The sequence below is a fragment of the Rhodohalobacter halophilus genome (assembly GCF_001715195.1).
In the GTDB taxonomy this organism is placed as follows: domain Bacteria; phylum Bacteroidota; class Rhodothermia; order Balneolales; family Balneolaceae; genus Rhodohalobacter; species Rhodohalobacter halophilus.
The window spans coordinates 62,788-87,405 of the sequence record NZ_MDWE01000003.1; the positions used below are offsets into that span (position 1 = coordinate 62,788).

Below are 24,618 nucleotides of genomic sequence, written 5' to 3' on the forward strand. Positions count from 1 at the left end.
TTTTTTTTACTACCAGCTTAAAAAAAACATTTAAACCAAAAGTCCGCTCGAAGCTCCTTTCACATCTGCTCTGTGGAATTTTAATTCAAACGTTGTTCCGGATTCCTCAGAAATGTACCGGTTTTTTCCTTCAAGTTGCTTGGTGAGTACTTCAATCAGCTCCAGACCCAGTGAAGTGGACTTCATGGAGTTGAAATTCTCTGGAAGGCCAACACCGTCATCCTTCACCCGAATGGTAACTAAATCATCTTCAAGTGTAGTTGAAAGGTGAATGTTTCCTTTTTCTTTGCCGGTAAATCCGTGTTTCAGAATGTTGGTGATGATTTCATTCATGATCAGGGAACAGGGCACACTCTGATTGATATTTAACTCAATGGGTTGAAGATCAAAATCGATAGTTACATCAGTATCAGTCTGCAGGGTCTCAATAATGCTGTTAAAGAGTGATTTAAGGCTGTCGGAAAATTGAAGCTTTGAAAAATTATTCGCTTTATAGAGCTGTTCGTGAATTCCTGCCATCGATTTAATACGTAATACACTTTCCAATAATTGCCTGTTTAATTCATCACTGTCGCTATTCATTGCCTGCATCTGCATCAGGCTGGAGACAATAGCCAGGTTATTTTTTACACGATGGTGAATTTCGGCAAGAAGCGTTTCCTTTTCTTTAATCGACTCCTTCAGCTCTTTTTCATTTTGTTTATAATCCGATACATCGCGTCCTATAATTACCCAGTGGGAGTAGTTATCATTCCGATCCTTCACCGGTACAAGTGAAAAGCTATTCCAGAAGGTTCTACCGTCTTTGGTGTAATTGAGGATTTCGGCTTCACAGGCTTCCAGATTTTCAACAGAGTTTCGAATTTTATTGACCTCACGGTCATCCGTTTCCGGTCCGTTTAAGATCTCAATCGATTTGCCAAGAACCTCTTCTTTTGAGTAGCCTGTAATTCTCTCAAAAGCATCGTTTACATAGATAATTTTCCGCCATTTTTTACCCTCATCCGGATTTGCTTCCGTGATGACGACCGTATCATTTGTATTGGTAATCACAGATTCGCGGAGCTTCAATTCCTGCTGTTCTATGGTCTCCTGAGTGATATCCTGCATAGCGCCAATCATACGGACAGCTTCACCCATTTCATCTTTCAGAACAAAAGCGCGGTCAAAAACATGTCTATAACTTCCATCGGAGGCACGGAACCGATACTCCATTTGAAACCGCTCTGTTCCTTTCGCCAATACATCACGAAGTTTCTGATTTACTAAATGGTGATCCTCCGGGTGGATGTTCTCTTTCCACCAGTCGAAGGCGGGGTAGACCTGATCTTTATCATAGCCAAACATGTTGTGAATGTTCTTGTTGTATTCAACCATGCCGCTAGCCAGATCCATATCCCAAATGGTGTCGCTGGTGGCTTTGGATACAATTTCATAACGTTCCAGAGACTCTTTAAGCTGTAACTCCTTTTCCATCTTTTCAGTGACATCCCGTTCAATGGCAATAAAGTGCGTGCAATTTCCATCGTCATCAAAAATGGGATCGATATTTAATTCCAGCCAGTAGGGAGTACCATCTTTTCGGTAGTTCAGGATCGTCTCTTCAACCGACTCATGATGTTTCATCGCCCTGGACATTCTGCGAACGCTGTTAGGATCTGTGTCCGGCCCCTGGAGCATATCTCCCGGATTTTTACCCTTAATTTCTTCAAACGTAAAACCTGTTAGTTTTACAAAAGCATCATTTACCCATGTTACCCGTTTGTCTGCATCGGTTATGATTACAATATCGGTTGTTTTTGAAGCGACCAGCGAGAGTTCACGAAGTTTTTTTTCATTTTCGAGTTGCTCCGTAACGTCTCTGCCAAAAGCAAAAACGAACTCATCATCCCCAAATACTTCGGAAGAGTACCACGATATCCAGACGATCTCACCTGATTTGGTGATATAGCGGTTGATAAAGTTGTTTGCCTGACGTTCTCCGCTTATCGTTTCTTCAAATTCTTGAGATGTGTTTTTCAGATCCTCAGGGTGGATGAATTCAGAAAATGGTCTGGAGGTTAACTCTTCTTCTGTATAGCCGGTGATTTTGCAAAAGGCAGGATTTACTTGTATAAAGCGACCATTCGGGGTTGCGATAGCTAATATTTCCGGAGCACTCTCAAAGAGGTGGAAAAACTTCTCTTCCTGCATTTTTCGATGAATCTCTCGTCCCAAAGCTTCAGAAAGTCCTTCGAACCTGAAAATATTTTGCTCAATTTGAGAGGCCTGTTGATCACTGCCGAACAGAAGCACTCCAATAAACTTGTCATTACTGGTCAGAGGTAAACCAAAAGCTGATCGGATTACTGACTCCCTGGCCGATTCAGCACGCACAAATTTTGGGTGTTGATGAACATTATCCCAAAGCACAACCTTTTTTGAGTTCCAGATTTCGCCGGGTAGTCCATCTCCTCGATCAAATTGAGTAACAGTGCTGCTTAGTGTGTGAAAAGTACAATCTGGCTGATCCGGATGCCGGGATGTAGAGTTGAGTAGAAGTGAGGATTGATCTGCATTACAAAGCCAAAGTTCTGCGAATTTAAAATTTCCTTCTCTCGCAAGTTCTCCTAATAAATCGGGGATAAAATCATTTAGATTTAGATTGGTTTTGAAATACTGAGATACTTTTTGAATCTGTTCATTTTGAATCTGTTGCTTTTTAGAATCGGTAATATCTCGTATTGCTCCTACCATCCGGATTGGTTCACCGCCTTCATCTCGAATGATATATCCATTTTCTGAAACGAAGGCAAACTGTCCGTTATCTCTTCTTAGCCGGTATTCAAAGCTCCAGTTATTTTTTTCTGAATGGAGAACACCTTCCAAACTCTGAAGAGTATCAGGGAGATCCGACGGGTGGACCATACTTTCCCACATTTCGAGCGGAAATTTATGTTGAGTTATATGGTGGCCAAACAGTTTTTGAGAACCTTCTCCCCAGTGGAGGTGATTGGCAACGATATCCCAGTCATAGATTGCATCCTTTGAAGCTTTTGTGACGAAGTTATAGCGCTCCAGGCTGGTATTAAGTTCTTCCTGAATTTTTTTACGGTCATTGATATCGGTTAGTGAACCGACGATTGCAACCGTTTTCCCATTTTCAACAAGCGGAGCCTCGTTCACTTCCACCCACATGGTTTCACCATCTTTCTTTTTTAACTGAAGCTCGTATGGCGGTTGAGCCTCTCCGGTTTTTATGGCACGCTCGGTGTATTCCCTTGCTTTAAAATTTTCGGGATGATCGGTTACAAATTCCTCCCAATGGCGCTTGGACTCTTCCGGTGAGTACCCAAAAAATTCATACGACTGAGGACTTACATAGGTCAGGTTGCCATCTACATCGTGGCTGTAAAAAAGGTTGGTGCTGTGCTCCACAATATTTCGCAGCTGCTGTTCCGTTTCAGCCAGTTTTTTCTGTGCCTCTTTCAACTCCCGGGCATCACGGGCAATAGCATACATTTTTTGATCTGCATCACTCCATCTGGCCGCCCACACAATTGGAATTATGTCACCGTTTTTGTGCCGGTAACGGTTCTCAAAATTTGTTTGGCTTTCGCCGCTCATAATCTCCGAAGCAAATTTTTCGGTTTTTTTGATGTCCTCCGATATCACATAGTTGATATATTTTTCACCTTCCAATTCAGATGGCCGGTATCCCCAGACGTTTTCTGCAGCCGGGCTTACCATTTCAAACTTGCCGTCCTTATCAATCACGCAGATCACATCCATCGATTCGTTCAGGATGTTCTGAAGTTTGAGACGGCTCTCTTCGTTTGCCAGTTCTGCCGTTTTTCGTTCGTTAATATCCTGGGTACTGCCATAAATACTGACAACCTTTCCATTGATAACCTTAGGTTTTCCCGCTGCACGTATCCATTTATGGTTCCCTTTTGCCGTGATGACGGTAAGTTCTACATCAAACGAACTTTTCTGTTCAATGGCACGGTTCACGGCATCTGTAATTTTCTGTCGGCTATCACCTTCTTCATAAAAATGAATGGCAGATTCCAGGTCAGGTTCAAAGTTGGGGTCAACTTCATGCAGCTCTTTAACAAATTTGGACCAGGTCAGCTCATTTTTTTCTAAATTCAGCTCCCAGCTGCCGATATTGGAAAGTTTGTAAGCTTCAGCTAACTGTTGTTCCAGTTTTTTCTTTTCCGTGATGTCGAGCATCAGACCGCGAAGTTTTCCGGTTTGATTCTCCTCATGTGCTACCGTAACGACATCACACATCCAGATGTACTCTCCATTGGCTTTCTGAAATCGGTATTCAAATTCATGATTTCGCCCTTCCTGTGTTTCATGATGGCAATACCTGATCGCCTGATCACGATCGTCGGGATGAATTTTATCCTGCCAAAAACCGGGTGTTCCCACCCACGCTTCCGGAGAGTAGCCAAGCAACTCTTCAGCCTGCGGGCTCACATAGTCAAAAATGAAGGTCTCGGCGTCAGCTTCCCAAAAGATTCCATCGATGGTGTGAATCAGCGTTTTAAACTTTTCATTCGCTTCATTAATTTTTCGTTCTGATTCTACCTGATCGGTGATATCCCGGAAATTATCCACGATACCCCGAATTGAGGGATCGTGCAGCATATTTGTGATGGTCCCGGCCATCCAGCGCCAGCTGCCATTTTTATGGCGCATGCGGGCCGGGGTAACAGTAATGGGCATTGCAGGATTGGAGAGAGAGATGTTAATCTCTTCCATAACATGGGGCAGATCTTTTGGATGAACCAAATCATTAGGTTTTTTTTGCATCACCTCATCCACCGAAAACCCCAAAACGTCAGATATATTAGGCGATACATAGTCCGGATTTCCCTCTTCATCCAGTATCAGAAGTATATCGTACCCGTTTTCAACGAGAGATCGGTATCTCTTTTCACTTCTTTCCATACGCTGTTTCCGGCGCATTTCGGCGGTTACATCTCGTATAGTATGCAGTATAAATTCAGCTTCACCCTCTTCATTCAGTATGGGAGAGTTCTTGATTTGGTAGTATGCCCACTCCAGCTCTCCGCTCTTTTTGTTGAGGTATTTATATTTTTGCACTCCCAGGTTTTCAGGCTCCCCGGTTTGAGTGACTTTACGCAGAGAGTGATGCTGAACTTTTGCTTTGATGTCGTCAGGGTCGCTAATATCACCCGGAAATACATCAAAAAAAGGTTGATTCAAAACCTGATCATGATTACCCGTAAAAACGGTGTAGAAAAGTTCATTTGCATCAACAATCTCAAAATCGGGTTGATCTGCTTTGAGTATCAATGCAGGCAGAGGAACTGCCTGAAACAGTGATTTGTAGAGGTGATTATGATCCATAAGTCAGATAAGTTGCGTCGAGAGTATGCGCACTTCTTTTCCCGTAGTATCGTAAAAAATGAGTAGAAATAAAGTTTTTTACTGTTGATTCTACTGAATTTATCTTTATACGTACGTGGGAATACGTTCGTTAGCCAGTCTTTTAACCTAATGCATTTCTTCCAAGGAGTGGTTTTGTGTTTGAATGTTACAAAATTTTTCAGATTTCAAGTCGCCGGTAATCAACAATACATCATGCGCAAAAACACAACATTCCCGCTTTAAATCCGTACATTACATGTTAGAGTGAGGCAATGTTGTTCACCGTCAATTTGGTTGTAACGCTATTTTACAATTCCTCACATGGATATGTGATACAATTTATGAAACCCGGTTTGTATTTTTACTGTTGAAGGTACAGAACCAGACATTTTTAGCCGGAGACTGTTATGAAAACTTACATACGAAATATCACCATCATCATTGTATCAGGACTTTTTATGTCCGGTTGCTACACGCAGGTACAAACAGTTCAGCCCGAACGCGGCTACTACCCGGCATCACAGCAGGCTCCCGATCGTCGTGCACCCGTAGAGCAGCGGCAAGGACAGGTTGAAAATGTTGCCGATTATGAGCTGGGCTACGAAGATGGCTGGGAAGATGCCGAGGAGTTCTACTTTAAGGATTATGAGGCGAAAGAGTGGTACCTGAATCACGGAATCAATCTGGCTCACGATCGTCACTACCGCCGAAGCTACCACACAACGGTGAATTACCACTATTACGATCCGTTCTATTACAGCAGCTGGAGGCATGTACCTTACCACTACAGACATTACGGCTATCCATATCACAGCTCATTTGCGGTTAGTTTTGGGTTTTATCGTCCATTTTACGGATTCTCCTTCGGCTGGGCTTACTACGATCCATACAGATTTTATTACGGACCATCCTACGCCTTTTACGGCGGATACTATGGGTATGGTGGTTATTACAGCCGTCCGATTGTTATCTATAATAACAGAGTTGTACAGCGGGATTATGGCCCAAGGAGCAACGGACTTGCTTCCCGCGGGAATGTAAATCGAAGCCGTGCAGCCTCTGTTTCGAGTAACAGAAGTGCGATCCGGAGCAATGCCAGATCAGCACAAGTGAACCGCAGTTCTACGATTACAAGGAACCGTTCAGGCAGTGCCATCCGATCGAGTGCCTCAAGCCAAACAAACAGCCGGTCTGCAGTTAACAGAACACGGACCAACACGAATCGCTCGAGCGGAACCGTAAATCGTACCCGATCGAATAACAATAGCAGCGGCTCCGTGAACCGAAACCGTTCGTCATCCAACAATCGAAGCAGCGGAACTGTAAACCGGAGCTCTTCAAATAATCGTAGCAGTGGTTCGGTGAACAGAAGTTCGTCCAATAACCGGAACAGCGGAGCGGTAAACAGGAGTTCATCAAGTTCAAACCGCTCATCCGGCACGAATGCAAACAGAAGCCGGTCGAACAATGAGAGCAGCCGGGCAGCCGTTGTTGCTCCCCGGTCAAACAGCGAACGAATTAACGTGAGCGGCAGTACCGCAATTGAGCGGAGAGCGGTTACTGTAAACCGGTCTGTCAATCAGTCTGCCGTAGAGCGTCGGGCAGCCAATGCAGTGGTTCGAAACCGGATCAACAGCTCAACAAGCCGTGTTGAAGGTTCTTCCGGCAGCAGATCAGGAGGCTCTTCATTCTTTAAATCATTGGGCAGAGTTATTGGCAACACAGCATTGGAAGGAGTGACTCGGTCGATTAACAGCCGTTCATCATCAGGGGTTACACGAACCCGAAGCAGTTCTTCCTCGCGGTCTACGGTAAATCGCTCATCGAGCAACCGGTCGAGCAGCGGAAGTGTAAGCCGTTCATCAAGTAACCGTTCCAGCAGCGGCAACTCAAGCCGAAGCCGGTCATCTTCGTCATCCAACAACCGGAATAATTAGTGGAACGTTTGAACCAAGTTTTCGCGCATTGCCTGTCAGAATGATAATAGCGGCAGGAATGCGACATCAGGCGGCAGAATATTGCCGGAAATCCCATAAAAAAATTCAAGCTTAATAGGAGACGTATGCGAAAAATGACCAGAATTTTATATTTGATGAGCCTTCTTCTGTTGGTTATTGGGCTGAAAAAGACAATTGGACAGGACACCAATCCGGTAAACTCGCTTCTCTACAGCAATCAGGCCAATCTGTTCAGTGATCAAAATATTGCAATGGACCCGATCTCCATCATCATGCCGGGAACGGCCTATGCGGGCGGATTTGGCTCGTTTCTTGACAATCCCGCTTCTGCAGCCCTTTTCAACACAAGTTTTGGCGAGTTTGGCCTGGCCTACACTGCCGTGGATGAGACAGCTCAATTTGCAAATAGCACACGATCATTAAGTGACAATCAGTTCAATCTATCCAATGCCGGCTTTGTCTACTCATTTCCCACACAGCGGGGAAGCCTGGTGGTAGGCGCGGGCTACAATCAGCACACCGTATTTAACCGTGCACTTGGTTTCAGGGGCCGAAATGAACAAACCACCATCACCGATCAGTTTAAAGCGCCCGGTTCAACCTATGCCGATATCGCATTCAACACATTTGCAATTGATTACGGAGATGAGTTTGAGGATTGGGATGAGTCTATTTTCCGGATTGGGTTTAATGATTTTGGCGACTATCTGGGCATTCAGCAGCAGGGCGAGATTTTTGAGAGCGGCTATGGCGGAGAGTACAGCTTTTTTGCAGCAACCGAGTTTCAGCAGGACCTGATGGTGGGAGTGAGCCTGGGAATATTAAACGGGCGGTATAAATACGATCGCCTTTTCCAGGAAGTGGACAATTTTAACGACTATAACAGTGATTTTATTGACTCCAATGACGACGGTACCGGAGACACAGATGTAGATAATATTCTGCTCCAGGACCGGATTCGGAGTAACTACACCGGGTTTAAACTGAGAGCGGGCGCGATCTACCGGCTGAGTGATGCCCTGCACCTCGGGGCGAGCTACACACTCGGCACCCGAATGGAGATTGAGGAGCGGTTTGATGCCAACATTCAGACCACCTTCGATAACGGCGTTGTTTTTGAAGATGAACTGAACAGCGAATTTACCTACTATGTGGAGATGCCATCGCGTACCTCTGTGGGATTCTCTCTCAATGATGTGAACAGTGTGACGGTCTCGGCATCTGCAGAGTATGTGAATTACGGAGGCACCCGCATCGATTTTAATGACGGCAGCCTCTTTGAAGATGAGATTGCGGAGAATGAGTTTATTGAGACCAATTTTCGGTCTGTTTGGAATCTCCGTGGCGGACTGCAGTATGAAGTGAATGACGGGCTGTTTTTGCGCGGCGGTTACAGCTACTTCCCAAGCAAGTTTGAAAACGGGACAGATGACCGGTCGATCTTTTCCTTTGGAACCGGTTTGAGTCTTGCTCCGGGTGTTCAGCTCGATCTTGCTGCACAGTACACGGTGTGGGATGAGGTCTCTTCGGTCTACGACTATGCGGATTACGACTACTCCCTGTTACCGGACGATGCTCCGACTGCAACGTTCCGGTCAGAAAACGCCAGCCGGGAAGTGGACCGGTGGAAAATGATGGCCACCATTCGGTTTAGCATGAATTGAACGCAGCAGAGCACCGGTGATAAAACAAACTCGTTGAATCATCACCTCAATGTAGCATCGAACCCTGAACTGCTACCTCTGTTCGGCGATCTCGATTGTAGTCACGACTAATGATCCGGGGTTATACCCCGGGCTACTCATGTGCTGTCCCTACAGGGCAAGGATATAACTATTCTGTTCCGATGGTTGTTGCCGGTCGAAATTGAGTAATGACACTTCGTTATTTAATATCAAATCCCTCAATTGTCCCATTGGGACAACAGACGGGTAGTTATGACGGGCATCCTATTTTCTGCCGCCGTACAGGGAGCTTGGGTTGAAATTCAAAAAATAACGAGGCGATAGCTTTCGCATCAGAGCCACTGCCGAGAGTCTTCAGTGTAGAAATTCGGGCGAGGTTTAATCTCTAACTATCAGCGCGAATCCAGTCGACCTCCAGCCGGAATGGCCCCCTTGCCTGTTGCTGATCAGAAACCCAAATTGATGAACTGTGGACCAGTCGGGTGTTGGAGCCGGGTCGGGTGTTCGACCACGATAGGTGGGCCTAAATTTACCTATTGGAATCACAACTTCGATCCATTGGTTCTGAACGGAATCGAAACGGGCCTCAAACCAGTAATTCGGCAGTTTCTCTTTTGATTGAGGTTTTAGCCGAAAACTGTAGCGTTTCCCATCTCCTTTCACTCGAAGCTGAACGGATTTAAATCCTACCAGATTGAGAGATTCATCATTTTTAACCGAGGCAAACCCACCGTTGTTTTCAAAAGAGACTTCACCCAAAAAGACCGCATTTCCCTCCTCATTTATTTGAAACTGGCTCGTGGAAGCCCCGCCCATTACGTCATCATTTACGATACGCCATTTTTGTGCGGCCAGATTTGAAAAATCTGTTATGAGAACAGGGGAGTTATGCATGATCAAAATATTAGGTGGTACAATCTCCGGATGAATGTTCACGGAAAGGTATAAATGTAACTGAGTTGAGCGAGGAAAACATTCCATTGGTGTATAAAACAGCGTATGTCATAATTCGTAGGTCGTGCCCCGAGATGAACTCACCCCCGGCCCCCTCTTCGTTTGAAAAGAGGGGAGAGTTGTGAATGGAATTACGTATTGCGTAACCCGAATACCGTACACCGTGCGACGCATCCAGACGCTGTCATGATCAGCTGACACTGAACGATGACAGGTCGTAATTTGTATACTGAACGCTATATATCGTACGATGACAGGTCTTGCAAAAATTTACTCTTTCATATGATCAGGGAGTACAATGCCGAGGCGGCCGGCGCGCTCGCGCCATTTTTGCCGGGCCAGTTTCTGCATATCTTCAATCGTGTCGATTTCATCCACAATCTCCATTCCGAGGAGGGTTTCCACGGCGTCCTCCATAGTCACAACACCGGAAAATCCACCATACTCATCTACCACCACGGCAATATGCTCCTGCTTTTCAAGCAGTTTCTCAAACAGCTCCTTAAGCGAAGCGGTCTCAGGAACAATCATCACATCCCGGCGAATCTCCTTCAGCTTCTTCTCACCATTTCCCTCCGAGAGGTTGTAGTAGAGATCATTCTTCAAAATATATCCGGTAATATCCTCATCATTTTCACCGTAGACTGGAATTCGCGAAACGTGCAATTCCTCTTTCTGCTCCAGAACTTCATTGATGGTTAGGTCCTCCTGAGCCTTGATAACCACAATACGCGGCGTCATCACATCGTGCACTTTCAGCGATCGAAACTTGATCAGGTTTTTGAATATCTTCGATTCACCTTCTTCAAACACACCCTCTTCAAAACCAAGTTCGGCCATGGCGCTAAACTCCTCACGGCTCACAGTTGGCTTCTTATCCTCGCGGGAGAGCCACTTGGTGATGCCCATCGAAAGCAGAACCAGCGGGTAGGTGATGTAGATCAACCCTTTGGTGGTATAACCGGAAAAACTGGAGAGCTCTTTCCAGTAGGTAGCCCCTAATGTTTTTGGAATGATTTCCGAGAAGATCAGGATGGCGAGCGTAAGAATCGCGGACGTGATGCTGACGTAGGCGTTACCAAAAACCACCTGAGCCTGGGCGCCCACGCCGGCTGCTCCCACGGTATGGGCAATGGTATTGAGACTCAGAATGGCCGAAAGGGGACGGTCGATATTGTTTTTGAGATCTTTGAGGATGCCGCCAACGCGCGGTTTCTTCTTTGAGAGGACGCTTACAAAAGAGGAGTTCATAGAGAGTAAAACCGCCTCCAGGATGGAGCATAGAAAAGAGACTCCGATTGCCAGAGCCAGGTAAAAAATAAGTAGCGTCATAAATGGTCTTCGAGGGTGAATTGATAAAACATTCCTAAGATAACAGAAATTGAGGTAAACTTCGTTGGGGCAAGTTTCAGGTGGGACTCACTCCTCGGTCCCCTCTCTCCTAACTGCATTCGCAAAGAGGGGAGGCGTTTTAAATTGCATTTTGGTCTGCGTATTACGTGAACCGTACACCGTTTTTTGATTGACGAATCACCGATTGACCGAACTGTGAACTGCGATTCGATTCTTTAATTTTGAAATGTGTTGATAATCTAACTCCGTAGGAGTGGCCGGATTGTAGCCTCGGGTGAAGTGAAACGAAGCCCGGGGATAAAGAGGTCAGACCAATTTACTGCCGAACAGAGGGATGGGTTATTGCTGTAAAGTATTGTTGAGGCGGTGCTGCCTGGATTTAGGAGTGAAATGAATTCCCGGAAAATTTACAATCAGCGGATACGTCAACTTATGGACCGGATATATTCATGTTTTGAATATTATCGCCTCAGGGAAGCTCAGTGCGTTGGACACTCCGCATTCTGCCTCCTCTTCCCGATCAATAACATCGGGACATGCTCCGAGGGGAGCCTGAGCCGTATTGCGTAACCCGAATACCGTACACCGTGCGACGTACCTCGACGCTGACATGTACCCGACACCTGTCGGGAACGATGACAGGTCGTAATTCGCAAACCGGAATCTTACCCTAAAGAACTTTCAGGGACGCGGTAAACAACGGAGTTGATATTCATTCCGGCGCCGACGGACGCGAAGATGATGTGGTCTCCGGGGTTGATGCTGTGGCCGGGCAGCCGCTTGCGGAGAATCAAATCGAGCAGGGTGGGGACGGTGGCCACGCTGGTATTGCCAAGTTTGTTAATCGTCATCGGCATGATGTTTTTCGGCACTTCACTCTCACCATACAGCTTAAAGAGCCGCTGCAGGATCGCTTCATCCATCTTCTCATTGGCCTGGTGGATTAAAACTTTGTGAATATCGGTCAGATCGAGTCCGGCTTTTTCGATGGACTCCTTAACCATCCCCGGCACATTTGTAAGGGCGTACTGATAGAGTTTTCTCCCATCCATTTTCAGATAGAGCGTGTTGTCACTATCCGGCTTGTACGATCTGCTCATCTCCAGATAAAACGCCTGAGTTTCCGTATCGGTACGGGCGGCGTGGGAGAGAATCCCCACCGGTTTATCCCCCTGTTTTGCCTCCAGGATTACGGCACCGGCACCGTCAGCGTAGATCATGCTGTCGCGATCGTGGGGGTCGCAAATTCGCGATAGTGTTTCCGTGCCGATCACCAGTACCGACGTAACATCACCGCTTCGGATATAGTAGCTGGCCTGAATCACACCCTGCAGCCAGCCGGGGCAGCCAAACGGGAGGTCATAAGCCACGCAGCAGGGGTTTTTGATGCCTAAGTGGTATTTCACTTTTGACGCTAGCGAAGGAACCATATCCACCCTGCGGTTATCGGCGCGGACATCCCCGAAATTATGTGCCACAATGATGTAGTCAAGCTGTTCGCGATCGAGGCCGGACATCTCCAGGGCTTTTTCTGCTGCTTTTGAGCCCATATCAGAAGCTAGCATACTATCATCGGCGTAGCGGCGCTCCTCAATTCCGGTAATCTCCCTGAACTTTTTCACGGTCTCCTTATTCGACTTCTCAAACGGAGCCCCATTTTTTTCAAGGAAGTCGGCCTTTAAAAATTCGCTGTTGGGAACGATTCTGTCCGGAATATAAGAGCCTGTTCCGGTGATGACGGTTCGAATTTGCTGAGCCATAGAGAGAGGACATTTTGAGCTTTTTATTGACCTGATTACAGATATACAAAAATTGTTGTTGAATATCGAGTATCGGATTCAACTCTTAACTGCAAATGACCGCATTCGGAGACAGAATCTTTAAAATTTCATCCCAACAAACATTGGGGCTGGGGCAATTTTCAAATAGGGGAACGGAGAAACGGTAGCCGGTACCATGCCACGGACCTTCCTTTACTCTTCCTTGGGACAAGCTTCAGCCACCCTTTACCAAAAGGGGATTCGCTGAGCCGTGCATGAACTCCGGTTCAACACCGGCCCAACTCTCCATCCGATTGGACTTGGTACGGAGATGGTATAGAGATGAGTTGAAGAAAAACCGGATGATTTTTGGGATGGGATTCGGAAAGTTGGATGGTTCTATTATATTCGGAAGGAATGTTTCCCGGTTTCAGGATAACAAAGAACTATTCACTAAAATCCAAACTTATCCAGTTCCTCCAGCAGGGAGGGACGGTTAGCGTATTTCTCCCGTATATTGTCTGCCAGCTTACCGGCTTGGTTTTCCGCTCCAAATTGGATGGCTTTCTTCAGCATCCGGCATACATACCGGTAATTCTTGCGATCGGCCCGGTTTGCCAATGCTTCCCAAATAATGTGTTCATAAATCTCAAAAACAGCATGTACAGCCGGGTATTCTCCGGTTTCGCTAAAATGATGCTGATAATGCTGTACATAAGAGATATGCGGATTTTTCTTCATATCCGCCAACAGCCTCTCCCACATTCCTTCCAGTGCATAAACCTCCGAACGTAAATTCCGGCCCGGAAAACCCAGGCTAAGTGCTGGTAACACCTTCTCTTTTAAATAGGCATCCCATTCATCCGGGGCCACCAGACCCTTCACCTTTACAAAACGCTCCATTTTTGGGTCTTCGGCCAGCATAACCAGCGCACGTTCCAGCACTTCTCCCGAAGCTCCCTGCTTTTCCGACACCTTCATCAGCCATTCATTCCAGTCTTTTCGCAAACCCGGAGCCTTTTTTTCAAATTTCTCAATAGCTGCTTCGGCCAGCTCCTTCACGCGGCCGAACTGCTCCTGCTGCCAGGCCGTTTCAATCCGTTCCGCATATACACCTGTCAAATATGTATACCTTTCCAGAAGTGCATCCGCCTCATTCTTATCCCCAATTTTTCTAAGCAGGCGGACTTTCTGCAACACCGAACGCTCCAAATGAAATTGTGAGCTCCAATTATCCGGATTTTCTTCTAGCCGCTCAATTTTTGCATCCATAAATGTCCGGATATTTTCAACCTGTTTGTCCGTTTGCGCTATGTTCACGGCCATCGCCAGGAAATCATCCTCAAAATCCCAGCCCTTGTAGCGTTTGTCATCCAGCGATTTCAGGCACCATTTAAAAAAGGCATTCCGTTCCTTATCCGGCACGTCCCCGCTAATCTTGAAAAGTAATGCCGTGGCCAAATTCAGGCTCTCGCCCACATCCGCATTCGAATCGTCTATAAATTGCAGGGCCGGAACCATCTCCTCCATCACCACCTGACAGATATCCAGGGCGTCCCGGATGGAGCCGGATTTTTTTAGCTTTTCCGCCTGCCCCAGCAGCTCGTACACAGCCACCAGGTGTCGGCGGGCCTCACTTCCGTACATCATTCCCTTTCGGCGGGCCGGAGCCAGCGCTTTTTTAACTATTTTGCGATAGTCCGGCTTTCCCATTCCGCCCGTTCCTGCCCCAATAATCGTTCTCATGTGTTCCTCTATTTGTGCATTAAAAATGGCCGTTTTTTGGATGGCTTCTATCAGTTCTTTCTTTGTAGCAGATTCTAACAGCTCTTCAAAGTCATCCGGTGTTTTTGGCGGTGATTTGTCTTCTTCCACAATGTCCATCTCCATCCAGTCGATGGCTTCGTCCTCCAACGCCAGCAGCACCGCCGCGATGTGTTTGCAGGGAGCCGAATCCGCATAGGGGCAACTGCACGAGCCCCTCGCCACCTCATCATTCAGCAATTGGATGCGCACCGAATATGTGAAGCTTCCATGCACCCTGGCCGTCCAGGTTTTATCCCCCTCAAACGACAAATTCTCCACTCGTCCCTGATGCAGATAATCAACCCCGCGTTTGAGTATTACCGGAGGAAAATTGGATTCCGGATCATCAATATTGAGAAGAAAACTCATAAAAGTACATGTAAATTTGTTTAGGGGAATGATACGGGTTGAGGTTTTCAAAAACCAAAGCCTTACACCGGCGCAACAAATAAATCCCTGCCAAACCGATTGGAGATGAATCTTTTTCATCTAATGATTTGATACGTCTTGCTTTATCCCCGGGAAAGTTTAGTTTTGGGGAGATGGAATACGAGGTACTAAAAAATATCAACCAGATCATTGAGCGGGACAGCAAAGGCACCACCTACAAATTTGCCCTGCTCCGGGCTACGATTGAAGTAATCCAGGAAAAGTCGCCGTATCAGAAATTTGAAGATGAGCGAGTGGTACTTCCAGTGGGATTATTGATCCTGAAATGGCTGGAATATTACTACCCAATCATTGAACAAGAACTTCCCCAGAGAAACGGTGATGATCTTCATTCGTTCACGCTTTCCTTCCGCTCGCTCTTTAAAGAGGTAACGGATTTCTACAAACTAAGAGGCGGACTGTCGGTCTTTTATTCGGAACTCATCCGGGGGAATCTGCCAGGTGAAATGGAAGACACCGTTTTTCAGCTTTGCAAGAAACTCAGGGATACTATCAAAGATCAGCCCATGCGCTATATCGGGAAATCGGTGAACGGGTCTGAGTACAGCATTTATCATCGGGAAGAAACCAACATCCGGTTGATGCAGCCCGATAAAATGGATGTGAACTTTTTGATCGAAAATTTTACCCGGTTCTCCATTCCCCTTGATTATTTTAAGGTGATGGAATTAATGGGAAGTTTTATTACCGGAATGCATTCCATTCTGATCAACTGGGCAGAATTTACCGTGGATAAAGACAAGAGCCTGAATATGAACCAGATGCTCGAAACCATGTTGAAGTCGCCGCAGGAAGCGCGGAATGTGTTGTTGTCCGAAAAGATCTTCAAGACGTTGAAAAAGAAGCATGGCGAACTGGAATGCGTTTGGTCGGGCAGCCGGATTACCTATGATCTGAATATTGACCACGTCCTGCCGTTTTCGGTTTGGCGAAATAATGACCTGTGGAATTTGTTGCCGGCCAAAGCCTCTGTAAATAACAGCAAGCGCGACAAAATTCCCTCCCTGGAATTACTGGACAACCGGAAAGACCAAATCATTTCCTACTGGCAGATCATTCGTGATGTGGAGCAGGCCGGTTTTGAGAAAGAGATGAACGTGAATCTCATCACCCGGCAGGATTTTGAACAGCATAATTGGGAAAAATCTGCCTTCGATTCCCTGAAAGAGAAAAGCCGGTATCTAATCGAAACCCGTGGTTTTGAAGCCTTCAACTTGTGATGAAAGGAAATCCCAACGCACATCTTACCGCCAAGGAACGGGACAAGGTTTCGTATCCCACCCGAAAGCTCTACAACATGGGAGTGATTGAAGGAGAGGTGCTCGATTTCGGCTCGGGATTTGGGAAAGATGCAGAGTTCCTGAATGCCAAGGGGATTTCCTGCACCAATTATGATCCCCACTACGCTCCCGATTATCCCACTCAAAAATTTGATACCATTCTCTGCCAGTACGTGCTGAACGTGTTGTTGCCGGAAGAACAGGCGGAAGTGTTAATGTCGGTCAGTGAGTTACTTAAGCCGAGCGGCAAAGCCTATTTCACCGTCCGCCGGGATTTGAAAAGATTTGGCTACCGAACGCACTACGTCCACAAAGTGCCGACCTATCAGTGTAATGTTAAATTGCCCTACAAAACCTTTTTCATAAACGATTTTTGCGAGATCTACGAATACCGGCATTTCACCCAGGTGGACAACGGCAAAGGAGGCATTTTTGAAAATCCGCCTCCCGATACCGAACTTATCTCCGAACTGGCCACCGTGTACAGCATCTACGACAAATACCCGGTGAACAAAGGCCACGCGCTGGTGATTCCCAAGCGGAAATCGCGCAACTATTTTGACATGACCGACAAGGAAAAAACCGCCTGCCAAATTATGGTTGAACGAGTGAAAACGATCTTAGAAAAGAAATACCAACCCGATGGATTCAACATCGGCTTTAACATGAACAAAGCCGCCGGACAAACCGTCTTCCACACGCACATCCACATCATTCCCAGGTATAAAGGCGATGTGGAAAATCCCCGTGGAGGGATTAGGAATGTGATTCCGGGGATGGGGGATTATTGATATGACAGACGTTCACGAGCCGAAAACCCGAAGCTATAACATGAGCCAGATTTCAGGCAAGGATACAAAGCCTGAAATGATCGTACGAAAGTTTCTGCACTCAAACGGATTTCGGTACGGGCTTCATAGAAAAATTTACCGGGAAAGCCTGATTTAGTGTTACCGAAATATAATTCTGTTATCTTTGTGCACGGCTGCTTTTGGCATGTTCATGAAGATTGTAAATATTTTAAACTACCTGAAACCAATACTGAGTTTTGGGAAGAAAAACTTTATCGGAATAAAGAACGGGATGAAAGACACATTCAGGAATTGGAAGAAATAGGGTGGAATGTAATTGTGGTTTGGGAGTGTGAGTTGAAGCCATATAAAAAGGAAAAAACGTTAATCGGATTGATTGAGGATTTAGAAAATAACAGATGAGTATTCCTGTAATCGACATCTTTGCTGGGCCGGGCGGACTTGGAGAAGGATTCAGTTCTTTATTTCATGGTGGAGAACGAATTTTTAAAACAGTTCTGTCCATTGAGATGGAAAAGTACGCTCATGAGACGCTGACATTTCGAAGTTTTTATCGTCAGTTTCATCCGGATGAAGTGCCCGAAGAATATTATCAGGTTTTGCGCGGTGAACTTAGTAAAGATGAATTATTTGGGATGGAAGAATTTCAAGAGGAAGTTGCATCTGCTGAGAAAGAAGCAAAACAGGCTAAACTTGGTTTTGATGATGATTCAGTTAATCCAGATTTGGTTGATGAGTGGATAGAAGAAGCACTGGAAAGAGAAGATGAAGAGGACTGGATATTACTGGGAGGGCCTCCATGTCAGGCATATTCAATTGTTGGAAGGTCAAGAAACCAGAGAACCATTTTAGATGCAGATGAAGATGACAGGGTGGATTTATATAAACACTATCTTCGGATTATTGAAGCTCATCGACCTGCTGTTTTTGTCATGGAAAATGTAAAGGGTTTACTTTCAGCCAGATCAAAATCCAATTCCATTTTTGATAAAATTTTGGAGGATTTGAAAGCGCCTGGATACAGAATTTTTTCTTTGGTGAAGGAGCCCCGAAACAATCTTTTTGATGATCCCGAGTTTGAACCTAAGGATTTTGTTATCCGGTGTGAAGAATATGGAATACCACAAACACGGCACAGGGTCATTTTACTGGGTATAAGAGAAGATTTTTTTCAAGGCCAACCTGGAATTTTGGAAAAGAAACCTTCCGTTCCTTTGAAAGCCGTAATAGATGATTTACCAAGACTAAGAAGCGGTCTTTCAAGGCAAAAAAATGTTTGGGAAAATTGGGGCAAAAAAATTGAAGAAATAACCCTGAATGGAGTTATGGAATCAATGGACAGTGAAGTAGTAAGACTTGTTAAGACAACGGTAAAAAATTTAACCAACCCTCATAAAAACTCAGGTGCTGATTTTGTTGAAAATCGGTCAGATTATACTCCATTGAAATATGAACAGAATTGGTTTTATGATGAAAGAATTGGTGGGGCTTGTAATCATGAATCCCGGGGCCACATGGGAAGTGATCTGCACAGGTACTTGTTTGCCTCTTCCTATGCGAAAGTAAAAGGAAGATCACCAAAAATGGAAGATTTTCCTGAAAAGCTTCTGCCTGCTCATAAAAATGTTCAGGAAGCCATTAAAAACAAAAAATTTGCAGATCGTTTTAGAGTACAATTAGAAGACAAGCCTTCCAAAACGATTACAAGTCACATTTCTAAGGATGGACACTATTATATACATCCTGATCCTTCCCAATGCAGAAGCTTGACCGTAAGAGAAGCTGCAAGAATCCAAACTTTTCCGGATAATTATTTCTTTTGTGGGCCAAGGACTTCACAATATGTGCAAGTAGGCAATGCTGTACCTCCTTTATTAGCAAATGATATTGCCAACATTGTACATAGATTGTTTAGAAACTAATATTTTCAACCTTCTCAGAAGGTAATCCTTCTAGTTCTACACGATAACTGATGTTAGAAATTCTTGCGCTCAAAGGTTTTGATAGATCCTTGCTAGATAATTTTGGGAAATCACGATCAACTTGATATAAAAGACCGTCATAAATATCAAATCTATACTGTTGATACTTCTCTTTATGAACAGGGCTATATCCACTATAGGACAACAACTTTCTGAATTTTAAGATTAGAGAAGCATTGTTACTAAAATAAATGGATTCGATTTCCTGAATCAATTCGGGTAAACAAATAGTGGTTTGGTTTTTAGTTTTTGAAACTAGATATGAAACTACAAGTAATTGTTTTTCATCTGGAGCAGAAAGCTGATCAATTCCATTTATTTTATGAATGCGTTTATCACTTCGTGTACCCTTTACTTCTAAAACCTTCTGGGGCAATAAAAAATCATACTTTTCTCCTAATGGACCTTTCCAAGCACTAATAGCTTGATTAGGATCAATTTGAGACAATAGAATAAGCACTTTAAGTTCACATAATAACCCAATTTGTTCTTCGTCAGATAAAATTTCTTTAGGACGGTTACTCCAAAAAGATTTCCAACTGCTAATCACTTCATTTACCGCAGTAACTGGAGAGTAACCTTCTGCCAGTATTTTCTCAGATATTTCTTTAACAATCTCTGTGAACTCTTCTGAGTAAGCATTAAGCCCGCACTCTAAATCAATAAATTTTTGTACACCAGAATTTTTAAGATGATATTTTTTCAGTTGAATAGTAAGACCATTTACAGCCGGATCATAAATATCACTTTTCTTTCCTGAGTGATCAGCTATAACGAAATGTAATTTACCATCTTCACTATTAAATATATGAAGACCACAAGGTCTATTATCTTGTTTGGTTACATCAATACTCTTATAACCAGATTGAAAATCACCAGATCTGTCTAACTGACCCCATATCTCATTTGCTAAGTCTTTATAATACATATTGCTTATTGTCCAATAAAATCATAAGGATCAGCTTTGCTCTCAGGCAAAACAATTGCTAAGCCTAATGGGTCAATTTTTGCTGAATCAATAAACCTAAAAAGGTTAATTCTTTCACCATACTGGGGAGAAGCCGGGTTATTTCTTGCTTTACTGTCACTCCATATCAAATAAAGAAGTAATAAAGGATTTTGAGGAGATCGACCATCATATGGATCATTAGCTCCTGTCTCTAAATCAATTCTTAAATGTTCCGGTTCAGTTAAAACCCCAATATTAAAACCTTTTTCTCTATGTTTTCTGCTTCGTTGTATTCTGTTGATTTCAAGCCCCCCATAATTTAATGATGAGCAACCTTTAACTGCAGTCCTGTTTCCGACAACTGCAATATTCCACTTTAATAGTTCTGGTTTATCTACATCATTTATTCGACGATATACATAACCAATAAGGCGCTCAGCATCTAAACCTGGCCCTCCTGTTTTTTGTTTTTCTACAAATTGATATTTATTTAAAAACTCTTGTAATACCCCTCTTCCGGGTATGTTTTTTGCCAGATAGATGCCTTTTTGAGGCTCTTCAAATTTATAAGAATCATTTATTGAGTTAATAAAGTTTTCACCAAGTTCAAAATTAGCATTAAGCTTATCTGGTTCATCAAGAGGTAACCATATTGTTTGATTTAGAGATTTACTGAAGGATGCCTGTCTTACAGTTGCAGCGCCCATTTTATTTGGAGCCGTAACATTTAAAGTGCTGTGGTCCCTTATAACTATAGCAAGTTCCTCTGGAGTTTTATCTTCTTCCTCATATCGATAGATCTCACTTCGAATTTCTTCTTCAACAAGTGCCAAGTGTTCGAATAACTCCCAAATTTCCGCAGTGGTATGTACTCTTGTTAAATCTTCATATCCAGAGCGATAACCAAACCATCTGGCCATTTGCAGTAAAGTATCATACTGGCGGGATCTTCTCAGATAGTAACTTGTCATTAACCCCTCCAAAGTTAAACCTCTTGATAACTGATTGCCCCCAACTGCAATAACTTTTATTTCTTCACCAGAAGAATAGTCAAGTCGATCTTCAGTACTACTATTCAATTCCAAAATAGAAATCTTATCAAAAACAGATGACAATTCACTCCAGACTTCTTCAAAATCAGGTAATTCATTTTTAGTCTGAAGTTCATTATTAATTTTTTTTGAGTGTCTACTAAATTCTACCCATGATTGGCCGTATTCTTTTTTAAGCTTCTCCTTTCCTACAATATCACTATAACGGTCGCAGACATCTGAGAAATAAGTTTCCACAAGTAATTTTACAGTACTCATATCATCAATTTTGTGAGATACATGAATCAGCATGCTCATGGGTTTATTTCTCTGACCTCTAAGGTTTCTGACTGCGCAGCTGAATAAAAAATCATCAATTGCATGAGCAAGGTTTTCAGTCATACGACCAAGAATTAAATTTTCCTTCTCATCAGGTACAACCTTAACAAATTCATCTGATAAATCTCCTTCGAAGATTCGAGAAGCGCCAAAATATCCTTTTGGTTCTGGCAATGAGACAATAAAATTTCTCGGATACAGATCGTCTTCAATTTGCTCATCTTCACTTGTCATGTCTATTAAAACATTTGCAAATGGTGTGGCAGTATATCCCACATATGCTTTTCTCGTAAATAAGCTCATCAATTTCCGAATTCTAAAATTGGTAGCAGTAGGATCTGAGTCCGGATCTGTAGCATTGCCATCTACTGAGGCCTGATCTGCCTCATCATCAATAATCAAAAGAGGCATTTTTTCCAAGCTGTCAGAGCCAGCTTCCTTAACATAATCGATTAATCGATCAAGCACTCTGCAGTTCTTTTTAATAACAGCTAATGTTGGATTGGATTTTCCACAATAAACAGAAAACGGCAAAGTACTGCTACCGCGTCTAAATTCGCCTTTATCTTTATCTTCAATTGTAGCTGAGGTCAGTCGATTCCATTGCTTTATATCAGAAGGTGTAGATATAAATTTTTCATCTAACTTTCTGTCGTTAATCCCTGTGAGCTCTTTATCAAGCCTTATCTGAGTTTGCAACCTTAGAATGTTATGTATGCCAGCAAGAACAACTACGAATTTATATCCTGCGTCTGCGGCTTTTGCAATTAATGCTGTAAAATTTGCCGTCTTTCCACTTTGTACATATCCTAAAACAAGTCCTTTATAGCTAAATTCTTTTCTACGGGGATTTGCCATATTTTCCATAATCCCATATGTAGCTTCATCAATACTTTTAACAATTCGCCCAGCATTAGTGGATCCATATTTATCTGTCAATGCTTTTTCAAGAAAGTTTTCTAGTCGTTTCCAATAATATTGGTCTTGTATGTTGTCATGTTTAGAAATCCATTCTTCATACCATTCTTCATGTTCTTTTGGATCGTCAACAACTGATATTGGTATAAGTACAGCTCCGTCATGTGACTCACGATAATTAATCCTATCCAGAAGTTTTTCTTTTACAGCACCTTTTATTTCAGTTGGTATTCCTTCTCTTGTAATTTGATCTTGATACTCTTCAATCTCCTTATCAATCTGAAAATTTTCTGCTCCAACATAGTTAACCCTTTTAATAAGGTCGTCTACATATCTTGATATTTGTTCCGTATCCATGTTAAATAATCTTTTCTTTCACTAATCTTTCCAATGTATTTCCACAAACCGTTTTAAATGTATCAAAAAGATGGGCATTATCTTCATTTCTATTAAAAAGCTCAGCAAACGCCAACGAGAATATTAAAGCATCAATTGCTGCAGTTACTGATTTGCTTTTCCCAGATTCGTATATCTGTGAATAAAATGGATGTTTTTCATTAACAATCACCTTAAATTTTTCCCCTGCATTTCCAATTATTTTCCATAGATGACCACTTTCAACCTCTCCAGATACAACTTCAAAATCACGGTCTGTTCCATATTCCAAAAATTCTTGAACTTGGTTTGACAGCCAACTTCCATTTGGATTTACAATTTCCACATCAAAAGTTTCAGACACCTCATCTACATAAGTACTAATTTTGTTTTCTTTGGTTAGCCCTTTAGAAAGTTGCTCTATTTTATTTGTCTGGTTGCGAAAACTATTAGTTATTTTTGGTTTACTCGGTGAGGCCTTATAAGCTTCCTTAGCATTTTTAACAACCCTCTTATTAACGTATGTCTTTAGATGGTAATATAACTTCTCAGGAAACTGAACTTTGTTTTTATTTACTGTTACTTGAAATAAATCATCTAATTTAGGCTCAATATCAATACTCAACCTGGCTAATTTAATATGTTCGTCTTTAGCCATGGTTCCCTGCCACCCCCCAAACCTTATTAACCTATTTGCTCTATATATATAATAACCTTGTGCATCATTCCATGACAACAAGCCTTTGCCATTTTTCCATGCTACTTCGCTTGAAAAGTTATCTTTGCTTGGTAATACAAAAGCTTTTATGTGAACAGCAGAATGATAATCTTCAAATGGAAGTTCTGATAATTCCTTTTTAAGTGAAACCTCAAAAGTTTCTGATTCATTTCTACAAAAGGGATCCCAAGGATCTAAATGTTCATCATTTACAGTTATGTTAACTGTTCTGGGCTTATCTAATGAATTATCTAAAAAGCGATGAAAAACCATGCGTAAGTGTAGTTTTAGCTTCCCTAATATTCTGTAGTAATAATTTTCAGCTAACTTTTCGCTATTGTAAGATCTATATTCATTATCTATTACAAACAAATCATCCCAAAAAACTATTGTACCACTTTCCTCTATTTTCATTCTTTCATTATCGAGATAATTATTTAAGTTTTTATCATTAAGCTTTAGAAGCTCCCACTCATTACTTTCGGATACATGATCCATATCCCAACTAAATCCTGCGGGTTTAAAGGACTTTTTCTTTGAAATTACTGTCAATATATTGCAATGACTTAAAGAAGCTGTTTTCATACCCATGCCAAATTTACCCAGATCCCCAGGTTGATATTCTGCTTCTGCACCTAATCTCATAGCCTCTTCTAATTCTTTTTCTGACATCCCTTTTCCATCGTCATAAACTCTCAGATAGAAATCGCCCTTAATATGCTTAAATAGCACATAGATGTTTTTTGAACCAGCTGAAATAGAATTGTCCACCAAATCAGCTATTGAAGAGTTTAGATCATATCCCAAGCTTCTAAGAGCTTGAAATGTTCTTTTTGCATTAGGAATACTTTCAACTGTTTCCA

The 24,618-nt window shown here is 43.1% G+C and carries 13 protein-coding genes and 1 pseudogene; 6 read left to right on the forward strand and 8 right to left on the reverse strand.

What is annotated here, in order from left to right; translation table 11 throughout:
- Window positions 1–30: 30 nt before the first annotated feature.
- On the reverse strand, window positions 31–5,364 hold the full coding sequence (locus BG260_RS01535) for a PAS domain S-box protein (RefSeq protein ID WP_069130184.1): 5,334 nt from the start codon (window positions 5,362–5,364) through the stop codon (window positions 31–33).
- A gap of 428 nt (window positions 5,365–5,792) precedes the next feature.
- On the opposite strand from BG260_RS01535, the gene BG260_RS01540 reads away from it, so the two are divergent.
- Both BG260_RS01540 and BG260_RS01545 read left to right on the forward strand, forming a co-directional pair.
- Entirely contained in the window at window positions 5,793–7,322 is a 1,530-nt protein-coding gene (locus BG260_RS01540; protein ID WP_069130185.1) for a hypothetical protein, read from the forward strand.
- A 134-nt stretch (window positions 7,323–7,456) separates the two neighbouring features.
- The gene (locus BG260_RS01545; protein ID WP_176719405.1) at window positions 7,457–9,007 is read left to right on the forward strand and encodes an outer membrane protein transport protein; all 1,551 of its coding nucleotides are present in this window, start codon (window positions 7,457–7,459) and stop codon (window positions 9,005–9,007) included.
- A gap of 399 nt (window positions 9,008–9,406) precedes the next feature.
- Here the strand turns inward: BG260_RS01545 and BG260_RS01550 are convergent, their stop codons facing one another.
- From BG260_RS01550 to BG260_RS01565, 4 genes are all read right to left on the reverse strand, one after another.
- Entirely contained in the window at window positions 9,407–9,922 is a 516-nt protein-coding gene (locus tag BG260_RS01550) for a CIA30 family protein (protein ID WP_176719406.1), read from the reverse strand.
- Window positions 9,923–10,252: 330 nt separating this feature from the next.
- Window positions 10,253–11,314, reverse strand: a complete 1,062-nt coding sequence (locus tag BG260_RS01555; RefSeq protein WP_069130187.1) for a CNNM domain-containing protein — start codon at window positions 11,312–11,314, stop codon at window positions 10,253–10,255.
- 686 nt (window positions 11,315–12,000) lie between these two features.
- Window positions 12,001–13,095 carry a 3-oxoacyl-ACP synthase III family protein gene (locus BG260_RS01560; RefSeq protein WP_069130188.1) on the reverse strand — a complete coding sequence of 365 codons (1,095 nt, stop codon included), beginning with the start codon at window positions 13,093–13,095 and terminating at the stop codon, window positions 12,001–12,003.
- 453 nt (window positions 13,096–13,548) lie between these two features.
- Complete coding sequence (locus BG260_RS01565; protein WP_176719407.1) at window positions 13,549–15,270, reverse strand: SWIM zinc finger family protein; 1,722 nt, start codon at window positions 15,268–15,270, stop codon at window positions 13,549–13,551.
- A gap of 173 nt (window positions 15,271–15,443) precedes the next feature.
- Here BG260_RS01565 and BG260_RS01570 point away from each other — a divergent pair, with 173 nt between their 5' ends.
- The 4 genes and pseudogenes from BG260_RS01570 to BG260_RS01585 all read left to right on the forward strand — a co-directional run bounded on the left by BG260_RS01570 (window position 15,444) and on the right by BG260_RS01585 (window position 19,365).
- The gene (locus BG260_RS01570) at window positions 15,444–16,571 is read left to right on the forward strand and encodes an HNH endonuclease domain-containing protein (protein ID WP_069130190.1); all 1,128 of its coding nucleotides are present in this window, start codon (window positions 15,444–15,446) and stop codon (window positions 16,569–16,571) included.
- Window positions 16,571–17,422: a bifunctional class I SAM-dependent methyltransferase/HIT family protein gene (locus tag BG260_RS01575; protein ID WP_069130191.1), complete on the forward strand. Its 852-nt coding sequence runs from the start codon at window positions 16,571–16,573 to the stop codon at window positions 17,420–17,422. Before BG260_RS01570 ends, BG260_RS01575 begins: the two co-directional genes overlap by 1 nt.
- Window positions 17,423–17,462: 40 nt before the next feature.
- Window positions 17,463–17,845 (forward strand): annotated as a pseudogene (locus BG260_RS14505) (very short patch repair endonuclease).
- A complete protein-coding gene (locus tag BG260_RS01585; protein WP_069130192.1) occupies window positions 17,842–19,365 on the forward strand; it encodes a DNA cytosine methyltransferase in 1,524 nt (507 codons plus the stop codon). Before BG260_RS14505 ends, BG260_RS01585 begins: the two are co-directional and overlap by 4 nt.
- Here BG260_RS01585 and BG260_RS01590 read toward each other — a convergent pair.
- The 3 genes from BG260_RS01590 to BG260_RS01600 all read right to left on the reverse strand — a co-directional run.
- Complete coding sequence (locus BG260_RS01590; protein ID WP_069130193.1) at window positions 19,355–20,353, reverse strand: PD-(D/E)XK motif protein; 999 nt, start codon at window positions 20,351–20,353, stop codon at window positions 19,355–19,357. The genes BG260_RS01585 and BG260_RS01590 overlap by 11 nt on opposite strands.
- Window positions 20,354–20,358: 5 nt before the next feature.
- Complete coding sequence (locus BG260_RS01595; protein ID WP_069130194.1) at window positions 20,359–23,019, reverse strand: Z1 domain-containing protein; 2,661 nt, start codon at window positions 23,017–23,019, stop codon at window positions 20,359–20,361.
- A gap of 1 nt (window position 23,020) precedes the next feature.
- A partial coding sequence (locus BG260_RS01600) for an ATP-binding protein (protein ID WP_141691493.1) occupies window positions 23,021–24,618 on the reverse strand: 1,598 nt, incomplete at its 5' end.

What these genes read in the sequence shown, in the direction of transcription:
- BG260_RS01535 (WP_069130184.1), bottom strand. Translation starts at nt 5,364, where the DNA reads ATGGATCATAATCACCTCTACAAATCACTGTTTCAGGCAGTTCCTCTG.
- BG260_RS01565 (WP_176719407.1), bottom strand. Translation starts at nt 15,270, where the DNA reads ATGAGTTTTCTTCTCAATATTGATGATCCGGAATCCAATTTTCCTCCG.
- BG260_RS01585 (WP_069130192.1), top strand. Translation starts at nt 17,842, where the DNA reads ATGAGTATTCCTGTAATCGACATCTTTGCTGGGCCGGGCGGACTTGGA.
- BG260_RS01590 (WP_069130193.1), bottom strand. Translation starts at nt 20,353, where the DNA reads ATGTATTATAAAGACTTAGCAAATGAGATATGGGGTCAGTTAGACAGA.
- BG260_RS01550 (WP_176719406.1), bottom strand. Translation starts at nt 9,922, where the DNA reads ATGCATAACTCCCCTGTTCTCATAACAGATTTTTCAAATCTGGCCGCA.
- BG260_RS01545 (WP_176719405.1), top strand. Translation starts at nt 7,457, where the DNA reads ATGACCAGAATTTTATATTTGATGAGCCTTCTTCTGTTGGTTATTGGG.
- BG260_RS01555 (WP_069130187.1), bottom strand. Translation starts at nt 11,314, where the DNA reads ATGACGCTACTTATTTTTTACCTGGCTCTGGCAATCGGAGTCTCTTTT.
- BG260_RS01570 (WP_069130190.1), top strand. Translation starts at nt 15,444, where the DNA reads ATGGAATACGAGGTACTAAAAAATATCAACCAGATCATTGAGCGGGAC.
- BG260_RS01595 (WP_069130194.1), bottom strand. Translation starts at nt 23,019, where the DNA reads ATGGATACGGAACAAATATCAAGATATGTAGACGACCTTATTAAAAGG.
- BG260_RS01560 (WP_069130188.1), bottom strand. Translation starts at nt 13,095, where the DNA reads ATGGCTCAGCAAATTCGAACCGTCATCACCGGAACAGGCTCTTATATT.
- BG260_RS01575 (WP_069130191.1), top strand. Translation starts at nt 16,571, where the DNA reads ATGAAAGGAAATCCCAACGCACATCTTACCGCCAAGGAACGGGACAAG.
- BG260_RS01540 (WP_069130185.1), top strand. Translation starts at nt 5,793, where the DNA reads ATGAAAACTTACATACGAAATATCACCATCATCATTGTATCAGGACTT.